The sequence below is a fragment of the Mycoplasmopsis agassizii genome (assembly GCF_002276225.1).
In the GTDB taxonomy this organism is placed as follows: Bacteria; Bacillota_I; Bacilli_A; order Mycoplasmatales; family Metamycoplasmataceae; genus Mycoplasmopsis_B; species Mycoplasmopsis_B agassizii_A.
Window position 1 is genome coordinate 13872 of sequence record NZ_NQNY01000011.1, and the last position, 22591, is coordinate 36462.

Below are 22591 nucleotides of genomic sequence, written 5' to 3' on the forward strand. Positions count from 1 at the left end.
ATTTTACTGATTTCATTTGAAGATGAAATCAGTAATAAAAATGGAATCAATTTTGATTCCATTAATTTAGATTAATTTAATTTGATTAGCTAGTTCACAGACTTCGTGAAAAATATCTATAGTTTTTTGATAGTGCGCATCAGTTTCTTCGATAGATGTTGTGATTGGAATTTCATTTACTAGTTTAGTTATTTGATCCATTTTAGTTTTGATTGATGAAGGGTAAGTGATCTTACCTTCATATGTCTCAAAAAATTTGTTTAGATTATCTAAAATATAACCATACGAACCAAGTAAGGCTGATTTTAAAGATTGGCTCATACCATCAGGATGTTTTTCTATTTTTAATTTAGCAACTTCAAAACCATAATCTTGAACAGCAAATCCCATGTAGCCTAAAATGTAAGTGTTTATGTCTTTATCAAAATTTACTTCTAAAGTTCATCTTTTAATTTGTTCATCAGCTTTAGGATTAGTGCAAGCCGCTGCAATTGCTGATATTGCCAAAGTTTCAATAGTGGCGAAAGATAAATTTAAATATAGTTTCTTTTTCATAAATTCTTTTAACTTCTATAAGCAATTATGCTTAAGATTTTAGCGAATTCAAAGACATCATAAAAGCATTAATTTCAATATTTTATTTAAAAAATATTTATAAAAAATTGTTTTATTTAAAAATGGAATCAAAATTGATTCCATTAATTTAAATTAATTTAATCTGATTAGCTAGTTCACGCACTTCTTGAAACATAGCATAAGTATTTTTATAATAAGATTCAACTTCCTTGACTACATTAGTTAAGGGAATATCATTTACTACTTTTGTTATTTCTTTAATCTTATTTTTAATAGATACAGGATAAGTAATTTTACCTTCGTATTCCTCAAAGAAATTATTGATGTTTTTTAAAATTGAATTATATGATTTAAGTAGTGATGACTTGACTGATTGAGTCATTCCATCTTTATTTTCCCCAACTTGAATTGCTAAAACATCTACATTGTAATTTACTCCTGCTCAGCCTAGATAACCCGTTACATCTGTATTAATGTCATTTTTAAAGTTAGTTTCTAGAGTTCAACGTTCAATTTGTTTGTCAGCAGTTTGATTATTACAAGCAACTGCAATTACTCCTATTGACAATGTCGAAATAACTGTTATTGATAATTTTAAATATAATCGCTTCATTTTTATTTCTTTCTAAAAGGGACTCTGTTGCCTCAGTTGAAATTGAATAATTCTACTTCTCGATCTCCATCTTTTTGTGTTCTAATGAATAACCTTGGTAAAGCAAACCAACCATCCACAACTTTCCATTCCATTCCTTCATAATAGTCTTCTGATCATTCTACCTGTAGTTTGATCATAGTTTCTAGGTTATTAGACATTTGGCTTTTAAAATCATTTAAACCATGATCATGCATATTTTCAACTCATGAATAGCTATTTCCTGCTGGAATATTTTTTATCTTTAATTGTAATATTTAATTAAATGTTTATAATGATATTATAATCAATTTTATTCTTAAAATAAAACATTCATCAATTTTCAAATAAAAATTTTTTAAATTCATTTTTAGTGCTTATTTAAACAGATTATTTCAAATTTTGCATTATGAATTGTAATAAGATTTGAAAAAATTGAAAATATAAAATTTGTAATAAGGGAGCCAATCTTCTTAAGATAAAAAATAGATACAAAAACAAAAAAATCGCTAAACTAGCGACTTAAATGTTATTTTCTTCTGTTTTTACTTTTAGCTTTTTTACGTTTTGAAGTATCTAGAATTTCAGCTTGATTTTTTTGAACTTCTTCAATTTGTAAATCAGCAATTTCTTGAAGTTGAGTGGTTTGAGATACCTCTGGAAAAACAGGATTTTCCATTTCTTCAATTGGGTCTAAAAATTTTGTTGCTTTTTTATTTTTTCTTGTTCATGAAGAAATCTTTGCATCGAATTTATAAGCAACAACTAATAAGACAAATGAAATAAGTAAAACAACTACGAAAGGTACAATTAAAATTCATTGTTGTTCTGTTTGTGCATATTGATAAGTCAAAATAATAATTGATAGTAATAAGTAGGCAGAAAAAGAAATTACAATTCCTTGAATCTTAATCAAGCGATATCAAAACATGACAAAGTTAGCAACCATTACAACAACTGAGACAGCAGTTAATAAACCAAAATTGATACCTAAATAACTATCTTCTGGAAAAGGATCATTTGCTCTTGAAGCAGCTAAAATAACTAATCCTGAAATACCTATAATAACTGTAGAAATTACGATAATTGCATTCATTATAAATGAATGATTTTTGTAAAAAGCAATTTTATTTTTACTCATAATTTTCTACTTTCTTCTTAAATATTTCAATCAGTTCATCAACTTTATAAGTAGTTGAAGTTTGCTCTCCATATGCTCTAATTGTTAGTGTTTGATTTTCAATTTCTGAATCACCAATTACGACTTGATATTTAGCTTTAGACATTTGTCAATGTCTAATTTTTTTAGCAACACTTTCATTTCTACTATCTAATTTTACATCATAATTTAAATTAAATAATTTTTCATAAATAGCCTTTGCATATTCTTGATGTTTTTCTCCAAGAGGAATTATAACTGCTTGAATAGGAGCTAATCAAAAGGGTAAATTACCTTTACTTTGTTCTAATAAAATTGAAATAAATCTTTCATAAGTTCCAATTAAACCACGATGAATTAAGACAGGATGAATTTTAGTTTCATCATTTGAAATATAAGTTAAATTAAATTTTTGTGGAAGAGAAAAATCAAGTTGTAAAGTTGAAACTGTAATTTCATGATTTAAAACTGTTTTAACTTGGAAGTCAATTTTAGGTCCATAAAAAGCTGCTTCTCCGTATTTGATTTCATATTTTAAACCTGCTTCATCAAGCACTGCTTTTAATGCTTTTTCGGATTCGACTCACATCTGTTCATCATCAATAAATTTAGATTTATCTTTATCACGAAGAGAAAGAGAAATGTAATCTAAATCTAATTTTAGAATTTTTTGAATCTCTAAAATTAATTTTAATTGATGCATCATTTCTTCATGAATTTTGTCACGAGCAACAAAAATATGACCTTCAGTTAACTCCATTGCACGCACTCTTTCAAGTCCTGTTAAGGCACCAGATTTTTCATATCTATAAAGTCTAGATTGCTCATTTAAACGAAGAGGTAAATCACGATATGAACGTCTTGTTGCAGAATAAATTAAGGTATGATGTGGACATGTCATAGGTCGTGGAATTAAGCGTTCATTTTCAACAATTAAAGGAGTAAACATGTCTGCACGATAATGGTCTAAATGACCTGAAGTTTTATATAAACTTTCTTCTCCAAAAGGAGGTGTATAAACTTCATGATAACCGTATTTACGATCTAATTTTAAAACTAAAGATTGTAATTTATTTTTAATAATCATTCCGTTAGGAAGTCAAATAGGAAAGCCTTGACCTGACATTGGATGGAACATAAAAATCTCCATATCAGCCCCTATTTTACGGTGATCTCGTTCTTTTCTCTCTTTTAAAATTTCTAAATAATTTGCTAATTCTTCTTCAGTATCTCAGGCTGTTCCATAAATTCTAGTTAGCTGTTTATTATTGCTATCTCCCCTTCAATATGCACCTGCAATTGAAAGCAATTTAAAGTTTTTTACGTCCTTAGTTTGGTCAATATGACCTCCTGCACAAAGGTCGACAAAAATGTCTTTTTGATCTTTATTTTGAAGGGAATAAAAAGTAATATTACGACCGTCTTTTACATACTCATCATATAGCTCTTTTTTATAAGGTTGATGATCAAAAGAATAGTGTTCAATTCCTACTTTTTTCATTGCTAAATTTTGTTTAGCAATGTTTCTCATTTCCTTTTCAATTTTTAAAAGATCACGATCATTAATAGGTTGTGCAAAATCAAAATCATAATAAAAACCTTCATCAATTGTTGGACCAAATCCTAGCTTAGTATTTGGAAATAGTTTTAAAACAGCAGTTGCTAATAAGTGCGATGCTGTATGATTTAATTCTTTATTTAATTTAAATTTTCAATTTAAGTAGTTTGCCATTTTATTTATCTTTCAAGCCAATTTTTATCATTAATTGATTAAGATAAAAACTTGCTCTTTCCTTTGCTTGTTTTGCTCCATTCTCTAAAATACGATCAACATCTTTTAAAGATTCGTGATATTTAGTTTGGATAATTGTTAAAAAGTTTACAACAATTTCTGCAGTCTCATCTTTTAAATTTTTATAGTTTTTATTTTCAAAATGTTTTTCTAATTCTTCAATTGTACGATTAGATAAAACAGCATTAATTGTTAGTAAATTACTTACTCCTGGTTTATCTTTTGAAAAGTAAATTTTATTTTCACTATCAGTTAAAGCAGATAAGATTTTTTTTCTTGCTTCTTCAGGTTTATCTAATAGAAAAATAGTTTCTTTTTTATTTAAAGATGACTTTGACATTTTCTTATCAGGGCTAAGAAGAGACATAATTTTTTGCCCTTCTTTAACTAAAGAAATTTCAGGAATTGTAAATTTAGTTTTATATTTATTATTAATTTTTTTAGCTAAATTTTGCGTAAGTTCTAGGTGTTGTTTTTGATCAATTCCTACTGGCACAAAATCAGGATTATAAAGTAAAATGTCACCTGCCATTAAGACTGGATAAATCAATAAACCAGTTGGAATACTGCTTGTGCCATTAGCAATTTTTACCCCTTGACTTTTATCTTTAAATTGTGTCATTCGAGATAGTTCGCCGATTGTTGTTTGGTTTAAAAGTAATCACTGCATTAAAGCATGTTCAGAAACATCGCTTTGTTTAAAGATTACAACTTTTTCAGGATCAAGTCCACAAGCTAAATATAAGGCAGTGATGTTGCGGATATTGTTTCTTAATTCTTCAGGTTTAACTTCTCCAGTTAAGGCATGTAGATCAGCGACAAAGATATACATTTTTGAATTATCCTGATAATTCAAAAAGTTCTTAATAGCGCCAATATAATTTCCTAAAGTCAAGTTACCAGTAGCAGTAATTCCACTTACTGCAATCTTTTTCTTAATCGCTTCGTTCATAAATTAAATTATATAAGATTTTTACCGTTCTTTCTTAGTGTTTTTAAATTGATGTTTATCAATTTAAAAAGGTATTTTTTGCTTTTAAATTAGTTATTAAAATTAAATAAAGTTAATAAGTATTGAGCCATGATAATAACCATTAATTTGGAATTTTTAAGACTTCTAGGAGTAATATTTAAAAAGTATTAATTTTGTTTAAAGAGGTGTTTAAACAAAATTGAGTACAAAAACTAAAACAAGAAAGAGAACAAAATGAAATTATATTTTAAGAAAAAACTGCTATTAGTTACAACTACAGCAGTTACTGCTATTTCAACAGCTGCAATTGCTTGTACAGCAATTACTCCAAAAGAAAAAACTCCAGATGTTGATAAACCTTCTAAACCTGTAGAAAAACCAAAAGATGTAGGTGATAAACCTAAACAGGTCGATGGTAAAGAAGTTGATAAACCATCTGATACCAAAAAGGTAGATCAACCTAAAGATAAACCTAGCGAAGTCAAAGATACTCAAAAGTCTAAGCAGGGTGATGCTACAACTAAATCTGAAAAACCTAAACAAGGTGATGGTACAACTAAATTTGAAAAGCCTAGAACTAATCCAGATAAACCTGTATCAAGAACTATCTCAATTGACACTAAGAAATTAGAAGAAATTGCTGCTAAATTAAGGGTAGGAAATTATCAAAGTACTTACCCAGGTCAAGGCGATAATCCTAAATTAGGTAATGCTGAACAGTCAATTGAAGGTGTTACAAGAATTTATTCTAGACCCAATCACCGTTTTTCAGTTGCTGATCGTTTAACTAAAAATTTTACTGAAGATTTAGGACAAGCCAAAATCACTAAAATCAAGTTGAGTCTAAATAAGAACAAAAGTTCAATTGATGTTGTTGCGACATTAAAACTTAATGAAGCAATTAAAGAAAATGTTACTTGAACAATGCACAACTTAGCAAGAGTGGCTACTCAAGCAGAACTTACTCAACTTGCAGAAGTGCTTGGTAAGTTGGAAATTAATGCCCAATACGCAATAAGAGATATAAAAGCAAAAAAACATCTTAACCTTGGTGTTTACTCTGTATTTAAAAAATGGGTCGAAGAAAATAATAAAGATAATTACTTAATTTTTCTACATAAATTATTTGATGCAGAAAAAGAAAGAAAAACTCCTAAAGAAGTTCAAGATATTGCTAATCAATATCTTGATAATTATCAAAATAAGATGACTTTCAGTAACTGAAAACCTGATGAAACTGAAGAAAATTTCACTGTGGATGTCACTTTAAGTAATGCTAGTGATCCCACAATAAAAGCTACAACTACTCTGCGTTTTGTTAAGTTTGATGGTAAGGAAAGTTATAAAAAAATTCTAGATTTAGAAAAAGAGTTAAACGCTGAACCATCTTATTCACCTAATCCAGCATGGAATGAATATCAAACAACCTTGTCAGCTTTTTACAAGTTATATAAGGATAATGTTGCTAAAATCAGAAATAGTACTCCACAAGGCACTTATAGTAAATTTAAACCACTTATAGAATTAATGTTTGAGCCCAAATTAATTGAAAAATTAAAAGATTTTGAAGTTCTTAACACTTATATAACTCCATCTAAAGATGGAACAGAATTGCGTTTTGCATTGTTGATAGTTATACCAGAACCTAAAAAAACTGCATTCATTCAGGTTGACTTAAAAGTGGCTAATCTTAAACCAAATCTTGAATCTAACAAAGAAAATTTAGATTTTCTTGCAAGCGATATTAATGATAAAACTTATAAGTGAGCAAGAAAAGAAAAATCACTTGCAGATCTTAAAAAGAATTTTGATAAAATTTACAAAAAAGATAAAAATGGGCTCGTACCATTAGATAGACTATTTGATAATTTAATAATTACAGGTCTTGATAGTAGATCATTCGCTCTAGTTTCAAAACTATCTCATGCTGTCCAAGATTTAACATCAAAAGTGAATGAAACTGAGAATTATTTAGAAGTTACTTTCAAAATTGGTGGCAAAGATAACTCAAAAACAGAGGTTTTTAGCACTCCAGTCACTCTAAAAATTACACTTTAATTCAATAAAAAATTAAAAATTTTCCTTGTTCACAAATAAATGAACAAGGTTTTTAATACAAAAAAACTGGTTTTCACCAGTTTTCTTAATCAAATTTTTTAAAACCAAAAAGAAGAATTTCTACAGATGTAGAAAATTTTAATTTGCTAATTGATTTTTTAGGAAGTTTGAAAAATAAGGTGCTTCCTCTATATGCAAAATTATTATGGTTATTAAATTTAGTTATATCTTTTTCATAAGTGACAAGATCATAAGTTTGTGGAACAACTATATCAGGTACTTTTACAGCAGATTTATAAACTTTAAAGTTTGCATTATTAAAATCTAAACTAGTATAAAAAGAGTTTTCAATAAACTCATCAAAAAGTTGAAATTGGTTTTGATATTTATCAGCAACTAATAAAAGCAAGTCATTATCTTTGAAAAATTCCTCGCTATATTCTTCGAGTAGTTGTTTCTTAACTGTTTCAGAAAAATCTTTTTGATAGTCTTTTTTGTAGCCTTCAATAAAACTATTTAATAGTGTTTCAAATTCAGATTTTTCTTTAATATGTGTTGCTGTAAAGTAACTTTTTGTTTCAGGACCATCTTCAGTTTTAAACCATTTTAAGGCCGAAGTTTCTGTATTCAGGTGCAAGTTTTGTGAAAGTGCTGAATTAATTTTTAAGTTTCTTTTTTCTATAGGAGTTGGTTCTGAATAATTATAAAGTTGTTTTTTGACTTGATAGCCATCACCATTAATATTAAAATCTTTTTTGTTTAACGAATAAACAATTCCGTAATTTTCTACATGTTGATGTTCTTGAAGTGATTTATAATATCGAAAATTTTTATAAGAATATGTAAGGGTTATATCTTTACCTTTAACTTCAAGATTGTTTAAATTAACAATCTCACCAGCTTTTTCTCTAAAGTCTTCTTCATCGACAATAACTCTTGCACTAGCATTATTTCCATAGTCAAAAATTATGATTTTTTCAGCGAAAAAATCATCTGTGAATTTATCTTTCATGAAAGAAATATATTTGTCTAGTTGTTGAATTATATCTATTAAAGGATAGCCTGGAGAACCTGTTTTTGTTCTTTCTTCGTAGTATTTAACAATAGATTTTCTTCAGTTTTGTAAGATTCCAACATCTGATTCGAGTTATAAATAATAACAGGTTTAATTCTATCGAGACTTTTATTATAGATAGCAGGATAACCACTACTTTTGAATTCAAAATATTCCACAGTTTTTGAATCAGGTAATGTATATGTATTAAATTTATCGAAAAGCTCAATATTTACACCAGGTTCATCACCATAAACAACTTTATCACCACAAGCAATCGCAGTACCAGAAACTGCTAATAAAGATACAGTTGACAGCGTAAAGATTATTTTTTTCTTAGTAATTTTCATATAACACCTTTAAAAAATTTTGAATCAAGTCTCATGTTTCTTTGAACAAGTTGGTTAGTTTTAATTAACTAAAAACTACATGAGATAAAAATGAAGCAAGGTTTTTAACACCTATTATGATTATACTTTCTGGTAAAAGTTTTCTCAATTTATAAAAAACTTATGATCTTTCAAAAAGTAGTGCTTTAAAATATCTAGTTAAAACATCAATTGAAAAAAGTTAGCACTCAATGCTAACTTATTTGAAATAAAATTACCCAGTTTTTTATAATGGTTGAGTCTTAATTTTGATTCATGCTCTCGGAAAACCAATTGGTTCTGTTCTAGTTTTTCGATATTTAACTAGGTTAATTGTATGATCGCTTTTATTTTCGATGTGCTCAACTTCAGGTGTTAAACCAAAAAAATTAGCTGTGTTTTTTGCTTCACGAATTTCTTTTTCAACATTTAAACCTTTTAAAAATAAATATTCAGCATTATTTTTTCCAATGTGAATAGTTGCTTCCATCAGTTGTTGCAATGACATCACGGCTCTTGCTGTAATCAGGTCAAAATAATTAGTTTTAGTTGTATAAGATTCAATTCTTTCCTGCACAATTTCAAAGGGAATATCTATTAAACGTTTAACCTTACTCAAAAAAATCGCACGCTTTTTTTGAGGTTCAAAAACAGTTAATTTAATAGTGCTATTGGCAATTAAAACAGGAATAATAGGAAAACCTGCACCAGTACCAATATCTGCTACAAGGATGTTTTCAGAGATTTTATTGCGATAAGCAATTAAAGATTGATAAATACCATGCTCTCAAAGTTCATCACCTTTAAAGCCTGTTAAATTATAGTGAGCATTATCTTGCTCAATCAGTTTTACATATTCATTCAGTTTTGAAAACTGCTCATTTGTTACCAAATACCGACACTGTTCCTTAAATGTCATTTATAACTCCATCTCGTAGTTTTTTATAAATATCTGAAATACTTCTGTTTTCAGTCATTGCCACAATTACTTGTGAAATAAAGTCTGCTAGACTAATAATTGTTAATTTTTTGAATTGCTTAAACATTTTTTCTTGTCTGATTGAGTCAGTAATAATTACTTCATCAACTACTTCTGAATTTTCAAAAATTTCAAAACCTTTTGTAAAAATTCCGTGACTAGCAGCAACAATTATTTTCTTAGCGCCATATTTTTTAAGTGTTTCAGCAGCTTTTATAATAGTTCCGCCAGTATCAATAATGTCATCAACGATGACAACATTTTTACCACGTACATCACCAATTAAACCTAGCACTTCAGTTTTATTAATACCTGTACGGCGCTTATCAACGATTGCGATTTGAATATCGTTACTAATTAATTCAGCAGTTAATCTTGCTCTAACTGTACCACCATAATCAGGTGAAACAATAGTAAAACGTTCATTTCTACTTGCTAACTCAGTTGATAAAACATAGTGAGCTCTTAAGTCATCAACTGGTACATCAAAGAATCCTTGGATGCTAGGATTATGTAAATCCACCGCAACTACTTTTGTCACGCCAGCACTTTCTAAAAGATTAGCCACTAACTTTGCAGTAATAGGTTCTCTCCCTTTTGACTTACGATCTTGTCTTGCATATCCAAAGTAAGTAAAAATAACCGTAATTGATTTTGCAGAAGCTCTTTTTAATGAGTCGACAAAAATTAATAATTCCATCAAACGATCATTAACGCTTAGTGAAGTTGAAACAACAATATAAACATCTAGATTTCTAACGGTGGTTTTTGATTTTATCAAAACTTCACCATCTGCAAATCTGGTGTATTCAGTTTCTGCTAAATTTGTGTTTAGACAACTACATATTTTATTGGCTAAATGTTCAGTTCCTGGTAGGGCAAATAATAAGAAATTTTTATTAGGCATGTTAGTTTCCTTGGGTTTTTGTATAAGTGTCTTCGATCTCGTTTAATTCAGGCATTGCTTCTGCTGCACCATCTCTAGTAGTGGTAATTGCTGCAGCAATATTTGCCTTCTTAACAATCTCTTTAATTGATTCAACTTTGATCTTTTTTAGCTTATCTAAGTTAGGATATTTTTTTAATAATTGAGCAGTCACATTTGCAATAAATGCATCTCCTGCACCAGTTGTATCTACTTGATTAATTTTAATTGATTCAATTAAATGAACACCGTTATCTTTGTCAACTATCATGCATCCATCTTTACCTAAAGTAATAAAAATAAGGATGCTATTTTCAAATGCTAAATTTTTAAATTCATGTTTTTTAGATAAGATATTTGCTTCTTCCTCTGATAGTTTTATAATGTGTGCTTTATTTAAATATGGTAATGCAATTTCTTTAAATTTTTCAGGATCATCATTAAATAAAAAGGCACGATAATTAGGATCATAAATTATTATCTTTTTTTGTTCTGTTGCTTTATCTAAATATTGTTTGTAAACTTTAGCACTCTTTTCTGTTGCAACAGAAGTTGCTGAAGATAAAAATAGGACATCGAAATTTTCGTTAACAAATTCTAAATCTTCATCCGCTCCTCTTTCAAATAAAAATGATCTTTCACCATTATCTGCAAGAGTTTTAATTGCAATAGTTGTTGGTTTTTCAATAGTCTTTAAATATGTTTTTTTAATATTATTTTTGTCAGCAAAATCATTTATTAATTTTCCATATTTATCATTACCGACTGAGCCTATAAAAAAAGTTTCTAGATAATCATATCTACTTAAAGCATGAGCAACATTAAAGGTTGCACCACCAATGCTATTAATTTCACGATCTGATTTTCTAATCTGATCAATTAAGGCTTCACCTGGTAAAAAAATTTTAATCATTATTTGACCTCTATCTTTGGTATTTCAAAAACTAAATTTGTTTTTATATTTTTAGTTTTTATATATAAATCTCCACTTATAAAATATTTACTGCTAAATGAATATTCACCATCATTTATAAATATTTCAATCAATGAATTATCTAAAAAAATTTCTAATTTATCTATACGCAAATTACGTATTTTTCGAGTGTTTGAGAAGTTTTCCCCGTGTAAATAAGACATCTTTGATTTATCAATTTCAAAATCATTATTTTGATATTTAATTTCAAATTTTTCATCTTTTTCATTACATAAAATAATTTCAAAATTATTTTTTATTTCAAATTCTAGGAACATATTTCTGAAAGGTAATTCAGTTTTTATATTTTCGTCTAAAATCAAATTTAATTTTTTCAAATTATCATAATAAGGTTTTGCCACTTTTGAATAAACATAATTATCTTTTAAGGAAAGTACTCTTGGTAAGGATAAATTATGTGCTCACATATGTTCAAAGGTTGCGTACTGTTCAGTATCAGGCATTCCTAATCAAGCAAAAAGCATTTTTGTTTTTTCATTAGGAGCAACAATTTGTGAAGCATAAAAATCAAAACCATAATCTATAATTTGATAGTTATTTACCTCAAAAATATTATTTTCAAAATCATATTTTCCATTTAAAAAGACATTTACATGTGGAGATAAATTAATGTCATGATTTTCTCTAAAATATTTTTTTCCTTGAGTTGAAACTAAAAGTGAAAAATAATTTTCATTTCATCTAATCATGTCTGGACACTCAAACATGTAAACATCTTGAGTGTCAAAATTTCCAATTTTCATTACTGATTTAAACGAAAAATTTTTGTCAGGAAATGATGATTCATAAACACCAATATGACCCTTTAAATTAGTATCCTGAACACCTAAAAACAAATAATATTTTTTTCCATGTTTGAAAACTTTTGGATCTCTAAAATGACGTGTAAATTTAGATTTGTCAGTTTCAAATAACCTATTTCTATTTACTATTTTTGCATCAACTAATTCTCCAACTCATATTGATGAATTATCATCTTCATCTTCAGTTGTTTTTTTAAAATTACCTGTTCAGTAAATGTAAGTTTTTTGATCATCATCAAGTAGGGCACCCCCTGAATATAAGCCATTTCTTTCATCATGTTTTTCAATTTCTAAACCTAGTTTTTTATCTTCAAAACTTAATAAGTTTTCGCTAGTATATAGACCTCATTTTTTGACATGATGAAGTGGTAAATAGGGGCTTCATTGATAAAAAATAAAGTATTTTCCATCTTTGTAAACTAACCCATTTGGGTCGTTTATTAAGCCTGAATGCGCAGATAAATGCACAACATTAAAGTAAGGATCTTTACGGGCAAGTAAATGCTTTTGCTTGATTTCCTCTAGGTTATTAGAATTTCTTTTAAAATAAGAATTTGCTTTTTCTTTCATTCAAGAAGCAAATAAATTCTGATCATGTGGTTTCATATTTATGTTAATTATTATATGTAATTTTTTAAACTGTTAATGATTTTATTAAATTAATATTTAAGAAGTTTAGAATTTATTCCAAAACTGATTTTGAATAGTGTTTTAGGTTTTTTTGGTTTTTTAAATGCTACACATATTTGAACCTAAAATTAGTGTATAATTAAATTAATAAAAAAACTTACGCAGGAGAATTAGTGAAATACGACAAAGATTTTAGGACATCTAAGCAAGCAAGCAAAAAAGTTGAAGAATTGTTCATTGAATACCAAAATATAAAGATTAATTGTTTTCCAAATGATGAACATCTAAAATTTTGTACAATATCATCGAATGAATATAAAGAAGGTGATATAGATAGAACTGGAGGAAAAGTGAAAGTAGAAGATTTAGCAAAAATTTTAATTGCGTTCCAAGCAGAGCAAAGAGAGTTTAATAAACAAGTTGTTGGCTTTATAGGTGAACAAAAGCAATTCAACGAAAAAGTAGAAGCTTTTATGGTGGAGCAACAAAAAACTAATGCCGAACAAAAGCAATTCAATAAAAAAGTTGAAGCTTTCATGGAAGAGCAAAAACAAACTAATGCTGAACAAAAACAATTCAATAAAAAAGTAGAAGCTTTCATGGAAGAACAAAAACAAACTAATGCTGAACAAAAACAATTTAACAATAAAGTTGAAAACTTTATGGAAAATCAGATCAAATTCAACGAGCGCATTGAAAAAGATGTTAAACGCATCGATGAAGATGTTAAAAAGATCCACAAGGTTTTAGACAAAAACAATATTAGATAGTTTAAAGGATTAAAAAATATTCGCTTGCTGGCGAATATTTTTATTGTCTATTTTTTCACTACAAAAGCAAATTGTCTTGCTTGTACATCACGATACATACGTTTATCAATGTTTTTATATTGTGATTCATCAAGCACAACCATTGCCACATCAACACTTTTAACTCGATGGCGAATAGCATTTGCTTCATAAGTAGCAATTAGTTGTCCTGCTTTAACAAAATCACCTTGCGAAACTAAAGGTTTAAAGCCTTCGCCGTTTAAGTTAACTGTGTCAACCCCAAGGTGCATAAAGACTGATATGTTATCATCATTTGTAATTCCATATGCATGACCTGTAGGTAAAACTGTTTCAACCTTACCGCTAATTGGTGCATAAACATTGACTGTACTTGCACTTGGATCAGGAATGAACATAACTCCATCACCTAGCAATCTAGCTGCAAAAGTAGGGTCTGGAAAGTCTTCAATGCTTTTCATTTTACCTGCAATAGGTGAATAAACTTTTAACTCTTCAAACTCTTTTTTTGGTGTATCTGCAGCTAAATTAACTGCCTGATTTGTGCCTGCTAAAACAACTTCTTGTTTTTTAGCACGTTTTTGTTTACGGTTTAATTTTTCTTCAACTGCTTCACCAAAAAACTCTTTGATTGCTCGTTTTCCTCATCTTGTAAGGGTTAAGCCATAGGTTGAAAAGAAAGCAAAGACTGTGGCAATTGCTGAAGCAATTCCGATATTAGCAACTGGTGCTAAATTTTTCAACATAGCATTTTTATCTGCCATGTATGCTAATCAGGCTTGTCCATTATTAGTAAAATCAAATTGGATGAAACCTAATCATGAAGCAGAACCTAGTGAATTAGAAACGGTGTGAGTTGCTCCAATTCAATAACCCCCAGCTGCTGAACCAATCGCTGCTCCAATGAAAGCAAATTTTAAAGGTACGTTTAATCCATATAAAACTGGCTCAGTTATTCCTAGGTTAGCAGAAACAGCACCAGGGACATGTTTAATCGCTTCGGTGCGTTTTTTATGAACTAAGAATCAAACAATCATTGCTAACCCAGCCATTCCTTGCGAAATATTTGAAACGGTTGCAACTGGTGTAATTCATGAAAAACCTTGGTCAGCAATTAATTGGGTCTCTATTGGTAAGAAACCTTGATGAAGTCCTGTTACAACTAAGAATGGGTAGAAGAAGGCAAAAACTAGTCCACCAAAACCTAATCCTGCGATGTTAGTTGAATTAAACAATCACTTGAAGGCTTCTGATAAGCCGATCGCTACATATTTAAACGCAGGTCCTACGATTCAGAATCCAAAGAACATTGTGATTAAAACTGTTCCTAGAGGAATTGCTAGAATTGCAATAAATTCTGGCAAGTATTTTTTTAGAACTTTTTCGATAAAGTAAGCCATCAAGACAACAGCAATAACTGGGAAAACCTGTGCTTGGTAACCTACTAATCTGAATTGGAAGAATTCAGGAAAATCTGGGAATAGAGCATAAGTTGCAATAGTTCCGTCTTCTAATCTTGATCCATTAGCTGGTGCTCCGATGATTGACATTGCTGACAATGTTCCGTTTACATTTCAAGAATTAACTAAGTTAGGCGCAACCATAATCAGTCCAATTGCTAGACCGTAAAATGGATTACCTCCAAATTTTTTCATCGCCGTAAAACCAATAAAGGCAGGTAAGAAGCCAAAGACTGCTCCACCGACCATATCAAAAACTGTTCTAGCATTTGCTGCGTGGTAGTTAGTATTTACATCAGCAATTGCAGAAATAAAGTTTACAAGCGCTAGTGAAATACCACCAACGATAAAAACTGGAATCAGCGGGATAAAAATATCTGCAAAGTAACGTACACCAAAACGAATCATTAAAAAGATGTTTGAGTATCACTTGTTTCTTTTATCTCAGTGAAAACCTTGTTTTTTTACAGGTTTATCATTGTTTGAAGCGGTATTTTTAGGTAGCATTTTTGAAAACTCATCAAAAACTTTGTTAACTGTCCCTGCTCCGAAAATGATCTGAAATTGATCGCCATCTCAATTTGTACCTTTGGCTAAGCCTAAAGATTTGATCTTTTTAACATCAACTTTAGATTTATCTTTAACATAACTTCTTAGCCGAGTAGCACAATGATAACTATCAACAATATTTTCCTTACCACCAAGAGCTTCTAAAGTTTTCTCGGCGGCATCAAAAAATTGGGATTTTTTCATTTTTCTCCTTTTTTAAAGTCACCATTAAATATTATTAGAATAGTTAAAAATTTGGAAAAATAAATTGCACACCTGCAAAATTTTTCACAAATTTCTAAATATTTATTTTTTATTTATTTTTGTGATATTTGTGCTGGTTCAATATAATTAAAAAAAGGTGGTTTATACATGTACGAAAGAAAATACCAAGACTCTAGCAATAGCAATTATGTAAGTGCTAAAGAACTAAATTTATCATTTGATTTTCATGTTCATAAATTTGGTTGACAAAGTTTATGAATTGAGGTCAAAGGACCTCTTCGTGATTTAAGTGATTTAAGTGAAACTAAATATTTTGAGTTCTTCTATGAAGATCTTTATTATTATCTTCACAAAAACAAACACTTACCAAAATGAGAGTTTAGCAAAATTTATTTATCAGGAATTGATAGCTTAAAACTGAATAAAGAAAAATTAGAATCATTTAAAAATAGTTGATTAACAGTTAGCAATTTTGAGACCTATATTGAGGAAAAATAAATGAAGAATGTCAAGTGATTATTAATTGATTCAACTGATCCATTTGTTAATTTAACTTTAGAAGAATTGATTTTAAGAGACCCAGAAATTAAAGACGATGTTGTCTTTTTTTATCAAAATGATCATACAGTTTTTATTGGGAGAAATCAAAACGCTTACCAAGAAGTTAATCTAGATTATGCACATGAAAATGATGTCAAAATTTTTAGAAGAATTTCAGGTGGTGGAGCAGTTTATCAAGATATGGGAAACATTAATTTTTCATATATTACTCATTCAAAAGGTAACTATGAAACCTTCTTAAAACCTGTTGTAGGATTTCTTGAATCATTAGGTTTAGAAGTTGCTTATAAAGGTAGAAATGACTTATCAGTTAATGGTTTTAAGGTTAGTGGAAATGCTCAATATGCAACACCATCAAGAATGGTTCATCATGGTACCATTTTAATAAATATTAATTTAGATGTGATGCAAAAAGTCTTAAGAGTTAATCCCTTAAAATTAAAATCAAAAGGGATTAAATCAATTAGTCAAAGAGTTGCATCAATTAATTCTTTATTGAAAAAACCAATGGAAGTTTCTGAATTTAAAAAGCAATTAGTTAATTGATTTATTGAAAAATATAATGCTCAAAAATTTGAAATTCCTTATGAAAGATATGCTTTAAAATGAGCATCTTTAGCAGCTGAAAAATCTTCTCATCAATGAATATATGGAAAGAGTCCATTGTTTGAAGTAAGTAACGAAGATAAATTTGAAGGTGGGATTATGAAAGTAAATTACACCGTAAAAAATTCTCGTTTTGAGAATTTTAAATTCGAAGGAGACTACTTAAGTCAGACAGATACTGAAGATATTTCTAGTGCTTTAATTGGTGTTGAATATAACCGAAATAAGATTTATGAAACACTAGCAAAATTTAAATATTCAGATTATTTTGGAACAATAACTTTGGAAGAAATAATTGATTTAATTATGGGTAAAAAAGAGGTTTAATGTACGAAATTAAAAAGCTACAATTTGGTGAATGAACAACGCGTTATGCGATCGAAAACAACGGTAAACCGAAGGTTTTGTTCGTTCATGGCTTTGGTGCAAGTTACTCAACAATCATCCAAGTTTTGCAGTTTAAAAGAAGTTATGATTTAATCACTTTAGACCTTCCTTATCACGGTCATTCTCATAACTCAAATCCTGAAATTAATAGGGTAGCAGACATTAATGAATTAATTCCATTTGTAAAAAATTTTATTCAAGAATTAGGCATTAAAATTGACTTAATAATTTGTCATTCTATGGGTGCAATTCCAACTTTAAAAGTATTAAATGATGGTATCGTAGATGAAGCCATATTTTTCGCTCCACATAATTATTTTGCAGATGAAGAGCAAAATATTGATGAAGTAAAAACTTGATTAATACCACAAACTTTAGAGCAAGCAAAAACATCTTTATTAAATTTATCTTACACAAAGATACCACAATATTTAAGTAGTGTTGATCGCTTAGCAATTCAAAGTGTAGCAGCTTCAAAAATAAAATATGAAAAATATTCAAACTTGCTTGAAGAGATGTTTGATAAAAATTTTTTAGAAAATTATTCTCATTTATATTTTAAAAATAATAGTAAAAAAATTACTATCGTCGCTGCGGAAAATGATTTATATGTTCCCCTTATTCAACTACAAAAAATAGGTCAAGAACTAAATATAAAATTAGAAATTATTCATAATGCAGGTCACGCAATTTTCTTTGATCAAATAAAAAGATGTGCTGAAATTATTGAAAATAAAATGTTGCAAATAATAGCAAATAAGGACTGGAGTTAATTCATGTTTGGTGGATTTAGAAAACGTGCTAGAAGAAATTTTATAGCAATAATTATTCTTGCATTTTTTGTAATCGGAGCAATTGTTGCTCTTCATTATCGAGCTGAAATTATTACAAAAATTGCAAACGCAAACGAAACAGTTGGAACATTTATTGCAAATAATCCTCAGATCATAAATTGGTTATTTACGATCATAACTAATATTATTTCTTGAATAATTTTAGCCGCTATTTTTATCAGAACTTTATTCATGTCCTTGACATTTAAAGCAATACCAATTCTCTTAAGAATTTTTGTAATTTTACAATTTGCAGCAATTGCTCTTTATATAATAGTTAGCATTTTACAAGTAGAAGCTGCTTGACTATATTGATTTATGCTTTTCTTTTATATTGGCTTATTTGTTTCAACATTAATAACTTGAATTGTCGCAATTAAGATTGACAAAAAACCAGTTTAATTAAAACACCGACAAGGTGTTTTTTATTTACCTTTTTTGAAAGATAACAAATAAAATTTTTATGCTTTTTGTAGAAAAAGCTAAAAACTTTCAGTTTAAAAAATATAAATATCATTTAGCACTCTCGGGTGTTTTGTGCTAAAATGAATTTATGAGTAAAAAAAACGACTATTATGAAATTCTCGGCGTTTCTAGAGATGCAGATGATAAGACAATCAAAACTGCTTATAGAAAGCTAGCAAAAGAGTATCATCCCGATGTAAATAAATCAGCTGATGCTGAACAAAAAATGAAAGACATCAATGAAGCATATGAAGTTTTAAGTGATTCAAGCAAGCGTGCTGCCTATGATAAATACGGACATGATGGAGCAAATAATCCATTTGGAAGTGGTTTCCAAGCAGGTGGCTTTGAAGATTTTGGCGGAAGTATGAGCGACATCTTTGAATCTTTTTTCGGAGGGCGTTCACCTTTTGGTGGTAGAGAATCAGGGTATTCTCGTGCAGGTTATGGACCTAGAAAATCCAAGGGTGAATCATACAGAATTAGATTATCAATTTCATTTTTAGACGCAGTTTTAGGAACTGAAATTGAGCAAACTATTGACCATTATGAAAACTGTAATGTCTGTTCAGGAAAAGGTTACGAAAAACCTGAAGATGTAAGAACCTGTTCAACCTGTAAAGGAAAAGGTTATGAAAACCACCAAACAAAAACTATGTTTGGTACTTTCCAACAGCAAAGCATTTGTCATACTTGTGGTGGTGAAGGTCATGAAATTTTGAAAAAATGTTCAAAATGTCATGGTAAACAAACTATCAAAACTAAGAAAAATATTAAGATCAAAATTCCCGCAGGAATTACAAGTGGTCAGGATTTAGTAGTTACAGGTTATGGTGGACCAGGCTTTAATGGTGGAGATAATGGTGACTTATATTTAACAGTTTATGTTGAAGAGCATAAATATTACAGAAGAGTTAATAACGATATCTACATCAACTTACCTGTTTCAATTAGAGATATTATTCTCGAAAACACAATCAGTGTACCTACTCCACATGGTAATGAAAAAATTAAGATGAAGTCATCTTATACCAATGATTTAGTAGTAAGTATTAAGGGAAAAGGTGTAAGAACCCAACGTGGTAACGGTGACTTAAAAATAGTCTTGAAATTTACAGTTGCTTCTTACGATAAGAAAACTACTAAAAAACTTAAAGACATTCTTGAATCTGCAAAAGATGATATCAATGAAGAATTCATGAAAAACTTTGACTAAAAACTAATAAAAAATGGTGCTCGCAAAGCACCATTTTCATTTAATTTATTTAGCAACTATCTTTTTATTAAAAATAGTTTTTAAGGAAAAAGTAGGTTTTTCTTGATTTCAAGCTCAGAATTTCTTGTTTTCATTCTCAATTAAGACAACTATTAAAGGTGCAACTAAAGTGAAAACAAAAAAAACAAATTTAATAATAGCGTTAACTTGGTCACTACCATCAGTTGCAAACATATTAACAATCGCTTCTAAAGTAAAGTAACCAACTGATAAGAAAACAAAGATTGAACCAATAATTGCTGTAGGAATAAAAAATTTATTTTTCTTAACTTCAACCTTATTTGTTCAGCGATTTCTCAAAGCACCAACAAGTGCTCATGCTAATCAAAAGAAAATAACTAGTGAACTAAAGCCTGTAATTAAGTCAGCAATATCATATAAATTAGCTGCCAATTGTCCATAGTCTGCACCACTTGAACTGGTTAAAGCATATAAACCAATTGGTACACAAACTGCAAAATATGATAATACAATAGTTATAAAGAAAGCAAATGCTGAATTTCGTGTTGATTTAAATTTAAATAAGTCATGGAATCATTTTAAAAAGTAAAATTCTTTTTCTTCTAAAGAGACTCTATAAATTCTAGGTAGTGACATAACTTGGTTATTAATCAGACCTAAAATTGACATTGAAACTAAAACATTCATAGTAATAACTACTCAGTTAGGCACGGCACCTTCATAAATTCCGCCGATAGTTCCACTGCTTGTTCCAATACCAAAAGCAATAGTTAAGAATAAGTAAGTTGCAGTTACAATTACAATTGCAATTACCATTAATCAACCTAAAGAATTTTTATTATTTAAATTTGAACGTAGTGAAGTTGTTGTGTAAAAACCATCATAAACAAAAATAATTGAAGGCATTGCCGCTAGTAAACCAAGTCAGCGTGAATAAGAAGATAAACTTCCACTAGGTAATGAGCCACGATTTGCTAGTGGTATCTGATTAGAAAAAGCCGCATTACCACTTGCTACATAAGCAATAATTGGAGCAACTACTAAAGGTATGTACTTTAAGAAAGTAAAAAATCATGCTAATGTCTCTCCTGCTCTAAGTGAATAAAAGTTCATGAATGAAAGTCATGAGAAAATTCCTAGAGCAATTAGGGCTACAAATCAACCATTTAGTTGAAACCCACCTGCATCTTGCAAGGTTTGCACGACAAATAAAGGTAGAGTTAAAAACTGTAAAGGAAGTGAAATTAAAAGCATGTAACTAGAAGTATAACGACTGAAAAAACGGTAGTTAAACTTCTTAATTCACGCTAAAAAACCTTTATCATCACGGCTGACTGAAGAAACTTCAATTAAAGCCAAGGCTAGAAAAATAACACCTACTGCAGCGATGATTCAAGAAGCAATAATAAAGCCTAAATCACCCTGTGCATAACGTGCAATATTTCTATTTTTAAAAAATATCCCAGCACCAATAGTTGAACCAATAATGATTATTAGGGCTGACATATAACTAATTTGTTTAATTTTTTGCATAATGTGATTTTAGAGTAAAAAGTCACTTTTACGCAAAAAAAGTTGTCTTTTTTAACCTTTTTGTTTTTTTAAGGCTTATCATCTAAAAAAATAATTGCCTATTCAGCAATTAAAAAAAGCAGAAAATATTTTCTGCTTAATTTATTTTAGGAGTGATACAGATACCAACACTTGTAGGTCCAGTATGAGCCATAACTGTTAATGATCCTCATAAGTTTGAAGCGTAAGTTATCTTATTATTTTCAGCTTGTTTAATTGCTTCACTATAGATTTCTCCATCAAAATAGTGCATGATGTGAAAGTCATATAGGTCAACATTATTTCAGCCTCCAATTTGCTTTTCAATAATTGAAAACATCTTTGTAACCATGTTACTTGAAGTAAATTTAAAGCCTTTAAATGAATTTTTTTCTTTAAATTCTAAAATAGGTTTGATCTTAATCAGTTTTAAAACGGCAGGTGGGATTTTTTGTAATCTTCCACCTTTAGCAATGTAATCAAGACTTTCAAGACCAACTAAAGTAAAGGTTTGGTCGCTCAATTTTTTAACCTTTTTAAGAATTTCAGCAAGAGCCATTCCTGATTCATAAAGTCTTTGTGCTTCTTTGGCAATTGCAATAATTGCACCACAACTGAAGTTATGATCAAAAACTGTAACGTTTTTGTAGTTTTTTGCAACCTGAGAAGCTGCGTTAAAGGTACCACTTAAATTTGAAGGAATAGGTAGAACTAAAACTTCATCATATTTTTGTGCTTTGTCTTTGATTGTTTCCTCAATCTTAGTAAGGTTAGGCAATGAAGTTCTAATAATTTTTGCATCTTCAAAAGCGTTTCTAGTTTCTTTGTTGTGAACTTTGATAATGTCTTCGTGAAGAATACCATCTAGTTCGTAGTTAAGTTTTAACATTCCATAGTCAAATTGATTTGCTTCCTCATCCGTAAGAGTTGAGAATGAATCAAGAATAATTCCAAGTTTTTTCATAATCTTAATTATAAACTATTTTT

At 29.1% G+C, this 22591-nt stretch carries 22 protein-coding genes; 7 read left to right on the forward strand and 15 right to left on the reverse strand.

Going from position 1 to position 22591, the window contains the following annotated elements:
* Positions 1-66: 66 nt before the first annotated feature.
* The 6 genes from CJJ23_RS03385 to trpS all read right to left on the reverse strand — a co-directional run bounded on the left by CJJ23_RS03385 (position 67) and on the right by trpS (position 5110).
* Positions 67-555: a hypothetical protein gene (locus CJJ23_RS03385; RefSeq protein ID WP_095334956.1), complete on the reverse strand. Its 489-nt coding sequence runs from the start codon at positions 553-555 to the stop codon at positions 67-69.
* A gap of 148 nt (positions 556-703) precedes the next feature.
* The gene (locus CJJ23_RS03390) at positions 704-1189 is read right to left on the reverse strand and encodes a hypothetical protein (protein WP_095334957.1); all 486 of its coding nucleotides are present in this window, start codon (positions 1187-1189) and stop codon (positions 704-706) included.
* A gap of 2 nt (positions 1190-1191) precedes the next feature.
* Positions 1192-1425, reverse strand: a complete 234-nt coding sequence (locus CJJ23_RS03395; RefSeq protein WP_095334958.1) for a hypothetical protein — start codon at positions 1423-1425, stop codon at positions 1192-1194.
* Positions 1426-1736: 311 nt separating this feature from the next.
* A complete protein-coding gene (locus CJJ23_RS03400; RefSeq protein ID WP_095334959.1) occupies positions 1737-2348 on the reverse strand; it encodes a hypothetical protein in 612 nt (203 codons plus the stop codon).
* A complete protein-coding gene (thrS, locus tag CJJ23_RS03405) occupies positions 2341-4098 on the reverse strand; it encodes a threonine--tRNA ligase (protein ID WP_095334960.1) in 1758 nt (585 codons plus the stop codon). Before thrS ends, CJJ23_RS03400 begins: the two co-directional genes overlap by 8 nt.
* Before the next feature lies 1 nt (position 4099).
* The gene (gene trpS / locus CJJ23_RS03410; RefSeq protein ID WP_095334961.1) at positions 4100-5110 is read right to left on the reverse strand and encodes a tryptophan--tRNA ligase; all 1011 of its coding nucleotides are present in this window, start codon (positions 5108-5110) and stop codon (positions 4100-4102) included.
* Positions 5111-5365: 255 nt separating this feature from the next.
* Here trpS and CJJ23_RS03415 point away from each other — a divergent pair, with 255 nt between their 5' ends.
* The gene (locus CJJ23_RS03415) at positions 5366-7189 is read left to right on the forward strand and encodes a hypothetical protein (protein WP_095334962.1); all 1824 of its coding nucleotides are present in this window, start codon (positions 5366-5368) and stop codon (positions 7187-7189) included.
* An 85-nt stretch (positions 7190-7274) separates the two neighbouring features.
* Here CJJ23_RS03415 and CJJ23_RS03420 read toward each other — a convergent pair whose 3' ends face one another.
* From CJJ23_RS03420 to CJJ23_RS03445, 6 genes are all read right to left on the reverse strand, one after another.
* Complete coding sequence (locus CJJ23_RS03420; protein WP_095334963.1) at positions 7275-8201, reverse strand: hypothetical protein; 927 nt, start codon at positions 8199-8201, stop codon at positions 7275-7277.
* 38 nt (positions 8202-8239) lie between these two features.
* Positions 8240-8593, reverse strand: a complete 354-nt coding sequence (locus CJJ23_RS03425; RefSeq protein ID WP_095334964.1) for a hypothetical protein — start codon at positions 8591-8593, stop codon at positions 8240-8242.
* A 265-nt stretch (positions 8594-8858) separates the two neighbouring features.
* The gene (gene rsmG / locus CJJ23_RS03430; RefSeq protein WP_095334965.1) at positions 8859-9530 is read right to left on the reverse strand and encodes a 16S rRNA (guanine(527)-N(7))-methyltransferase RsmG; all 672 of its coding nucleotides are present in this window, start codon (positions 9528-9530) and stop codon (positions 8859-8861) included.
* Complete coding sequence (locus tag CJJ23_RS03435; RefSeq protein ID WP_095334966.1) at positions 9520-10497, reverse strand: ribose-phosphate pyrophosphokinase; 978 nt, start codon at positions 10495-10497, stop codon at positions 9520-9522. Before CJJ23_RS03435 ends, rsmG begins: the two co-directional genes overlap by 11 nt.
* 1 nt (position 10498) lies before the next feature.
* The gene (locus CJJ23_RS03440; protein WP_095334967.1) at positions 10499-11428 is read right to left on the reverse strand and encodes a carbohydrate kinase family protein; all 930 of its coding nucleotides are present in this window, start codon (positions 11426-11428) and stop codon (positions 10499-10501) included.
* The gene (locus CJJ23_RS03445; protein WP_095334968.1) at positions 11428-12918 is read right to left on the reverse strand and encodes a glycoside hydrolase family 32 protein; all 1491 of its coding nucleotides are present in this window, start codon (positions 12916-12918) and stop codon (positions 11428-11430) included. Before CJJ23_RS03445 ends, CJJ23_RS03440 begins: the two co-directional genes overlap by 1 nt.
* 197 nt (positions 12919-13115) lie before the next feature.
* On the opposite strand from CJJ23_RS03445, the gene CJJ23_RS03450 reads away from it, so the two are divergent.
* A complete protein-coding gene (locus CJJ23_RS03450) occupies positions 13116-13712 on the forward strand; it encodes a hypothetical protein (RefSeq protein ID WP_095334969.1) in 597 nt (198 codons plus the stop codon).
* 47 nt (positions 13713-13759) lie between these two features.
* Here the strand turns inward: CJJ23_RS03450 and CJJ23_RS03455 are convergent, their stop codons facing one another.
* A complete protein-coding gene (locus tag CJJ23_RS03455; RefSeq protein ID WP_095334970.1) occupies positions 13760-15943 on the reverse strand; it encodes a glucose PTS transporter subunit IIA in 2184 nt (727 codons plus the stop codon).
* A gap of 168 nt (positions 15944-16111) precedes the next feature.
* Between CJJ23_RS03455 and CJJ23_RS03460 the strand changes: the two genes are divergently transcribed.
* The 5 genes from CJJ23_RS03460 to dnaJ all read left to right on the forward strand — a co-directional run bounded on the left by CJJ23_RS03460 (position 16112) and on the right by dnaJ (position 20032).
* On the forward strand, positions 16112-16462 hold the full coding sequence (locus CJJ23_RS03460; protein WP_095334971.1) for a hypothetical protein: 351 nt from the start codon (positions 16112-16114) through the stop codon (positions 16460-16462).
* Positions 16463-17458: a lipoate--protein ligase gene (locus CJJ23_RS03465; RefSeq protein ID WP_095334972.1), complete on the forward strand. Its 996-nt coding sequence runs from the start codon at positions 16463-16465 to the stop codon at positions 17456-17458. It begins immediately after the preceding gene.
* Complete coding sequence (locus CJJ23_RS03470; RefSeq protein ID WP_095334973.1) at positions 17458-18291, forward strand: alpha/beta fold hydrolase; 834 nt, start codon at positions 17458-17460, stop codon at positions 18289-18291. The genes CJJ23_RS03465 and CJJ23_RS03470 overlap by 1 nt, the downstream gene beginning before the upstream one ends.
* Before the next feature lie 3 nt (positions 18292-18294).
* The gene (locus tag CJJ23_RS03475) at positions 18295-18753 is read left to right on the forward strand and encodes a hypothetical protein (RefSeq protein ID WP_095334974.1); all 459 of its coding nucleotides are present in this window, start codon (positions 18295-18297) and stop codon (positions 18751-18753) included.
* Positions 18754-18904: 151 nt separating this feature from the next.
* Positions 18905-20032: a molecular chaperone DnaJ gene (gene dnaJ / locus CJJ23_RS03480; protein WP_095334975.1), complete on the forward strand. Its 1128-nt coding sequence runs from the start codon at positions 18905-18907 to the stop codon at positions 20030-20032.
* 45 nt (positions 20033-20077) lie between these two features.
* On the opposite strand, the gene CJJ23_RS03485 is transcribed toward dnaJ, so the two are convergent.
* Together CJJ23_RS03485 and CJJ23_RS03490 are read right to left on the reverse strand one after the other, a co-directional pair.
* A complete protein-coding gene (locus tag CJJ23_RS03485; RefSeq protein ID WP_180738024.1) occupies positions 20078-21559 on the reverse strand; it encodes an amino acid permease in 1482 nt (493 codons plus the stop codon).
* Between the two features lie 163 nt (positions 21560-21722).
* Positions 21723-22568, reverse strand: a complete 846-nt coding sequence (locus tag CJJ23_RS03490; protein ID WP_095334977.1) for a DegV family protein — start codon at positions 22566-22568, stop codon at positions 21723-21725.
* Positions 22569-22591 lie beyond the last annotated feature (23 nt).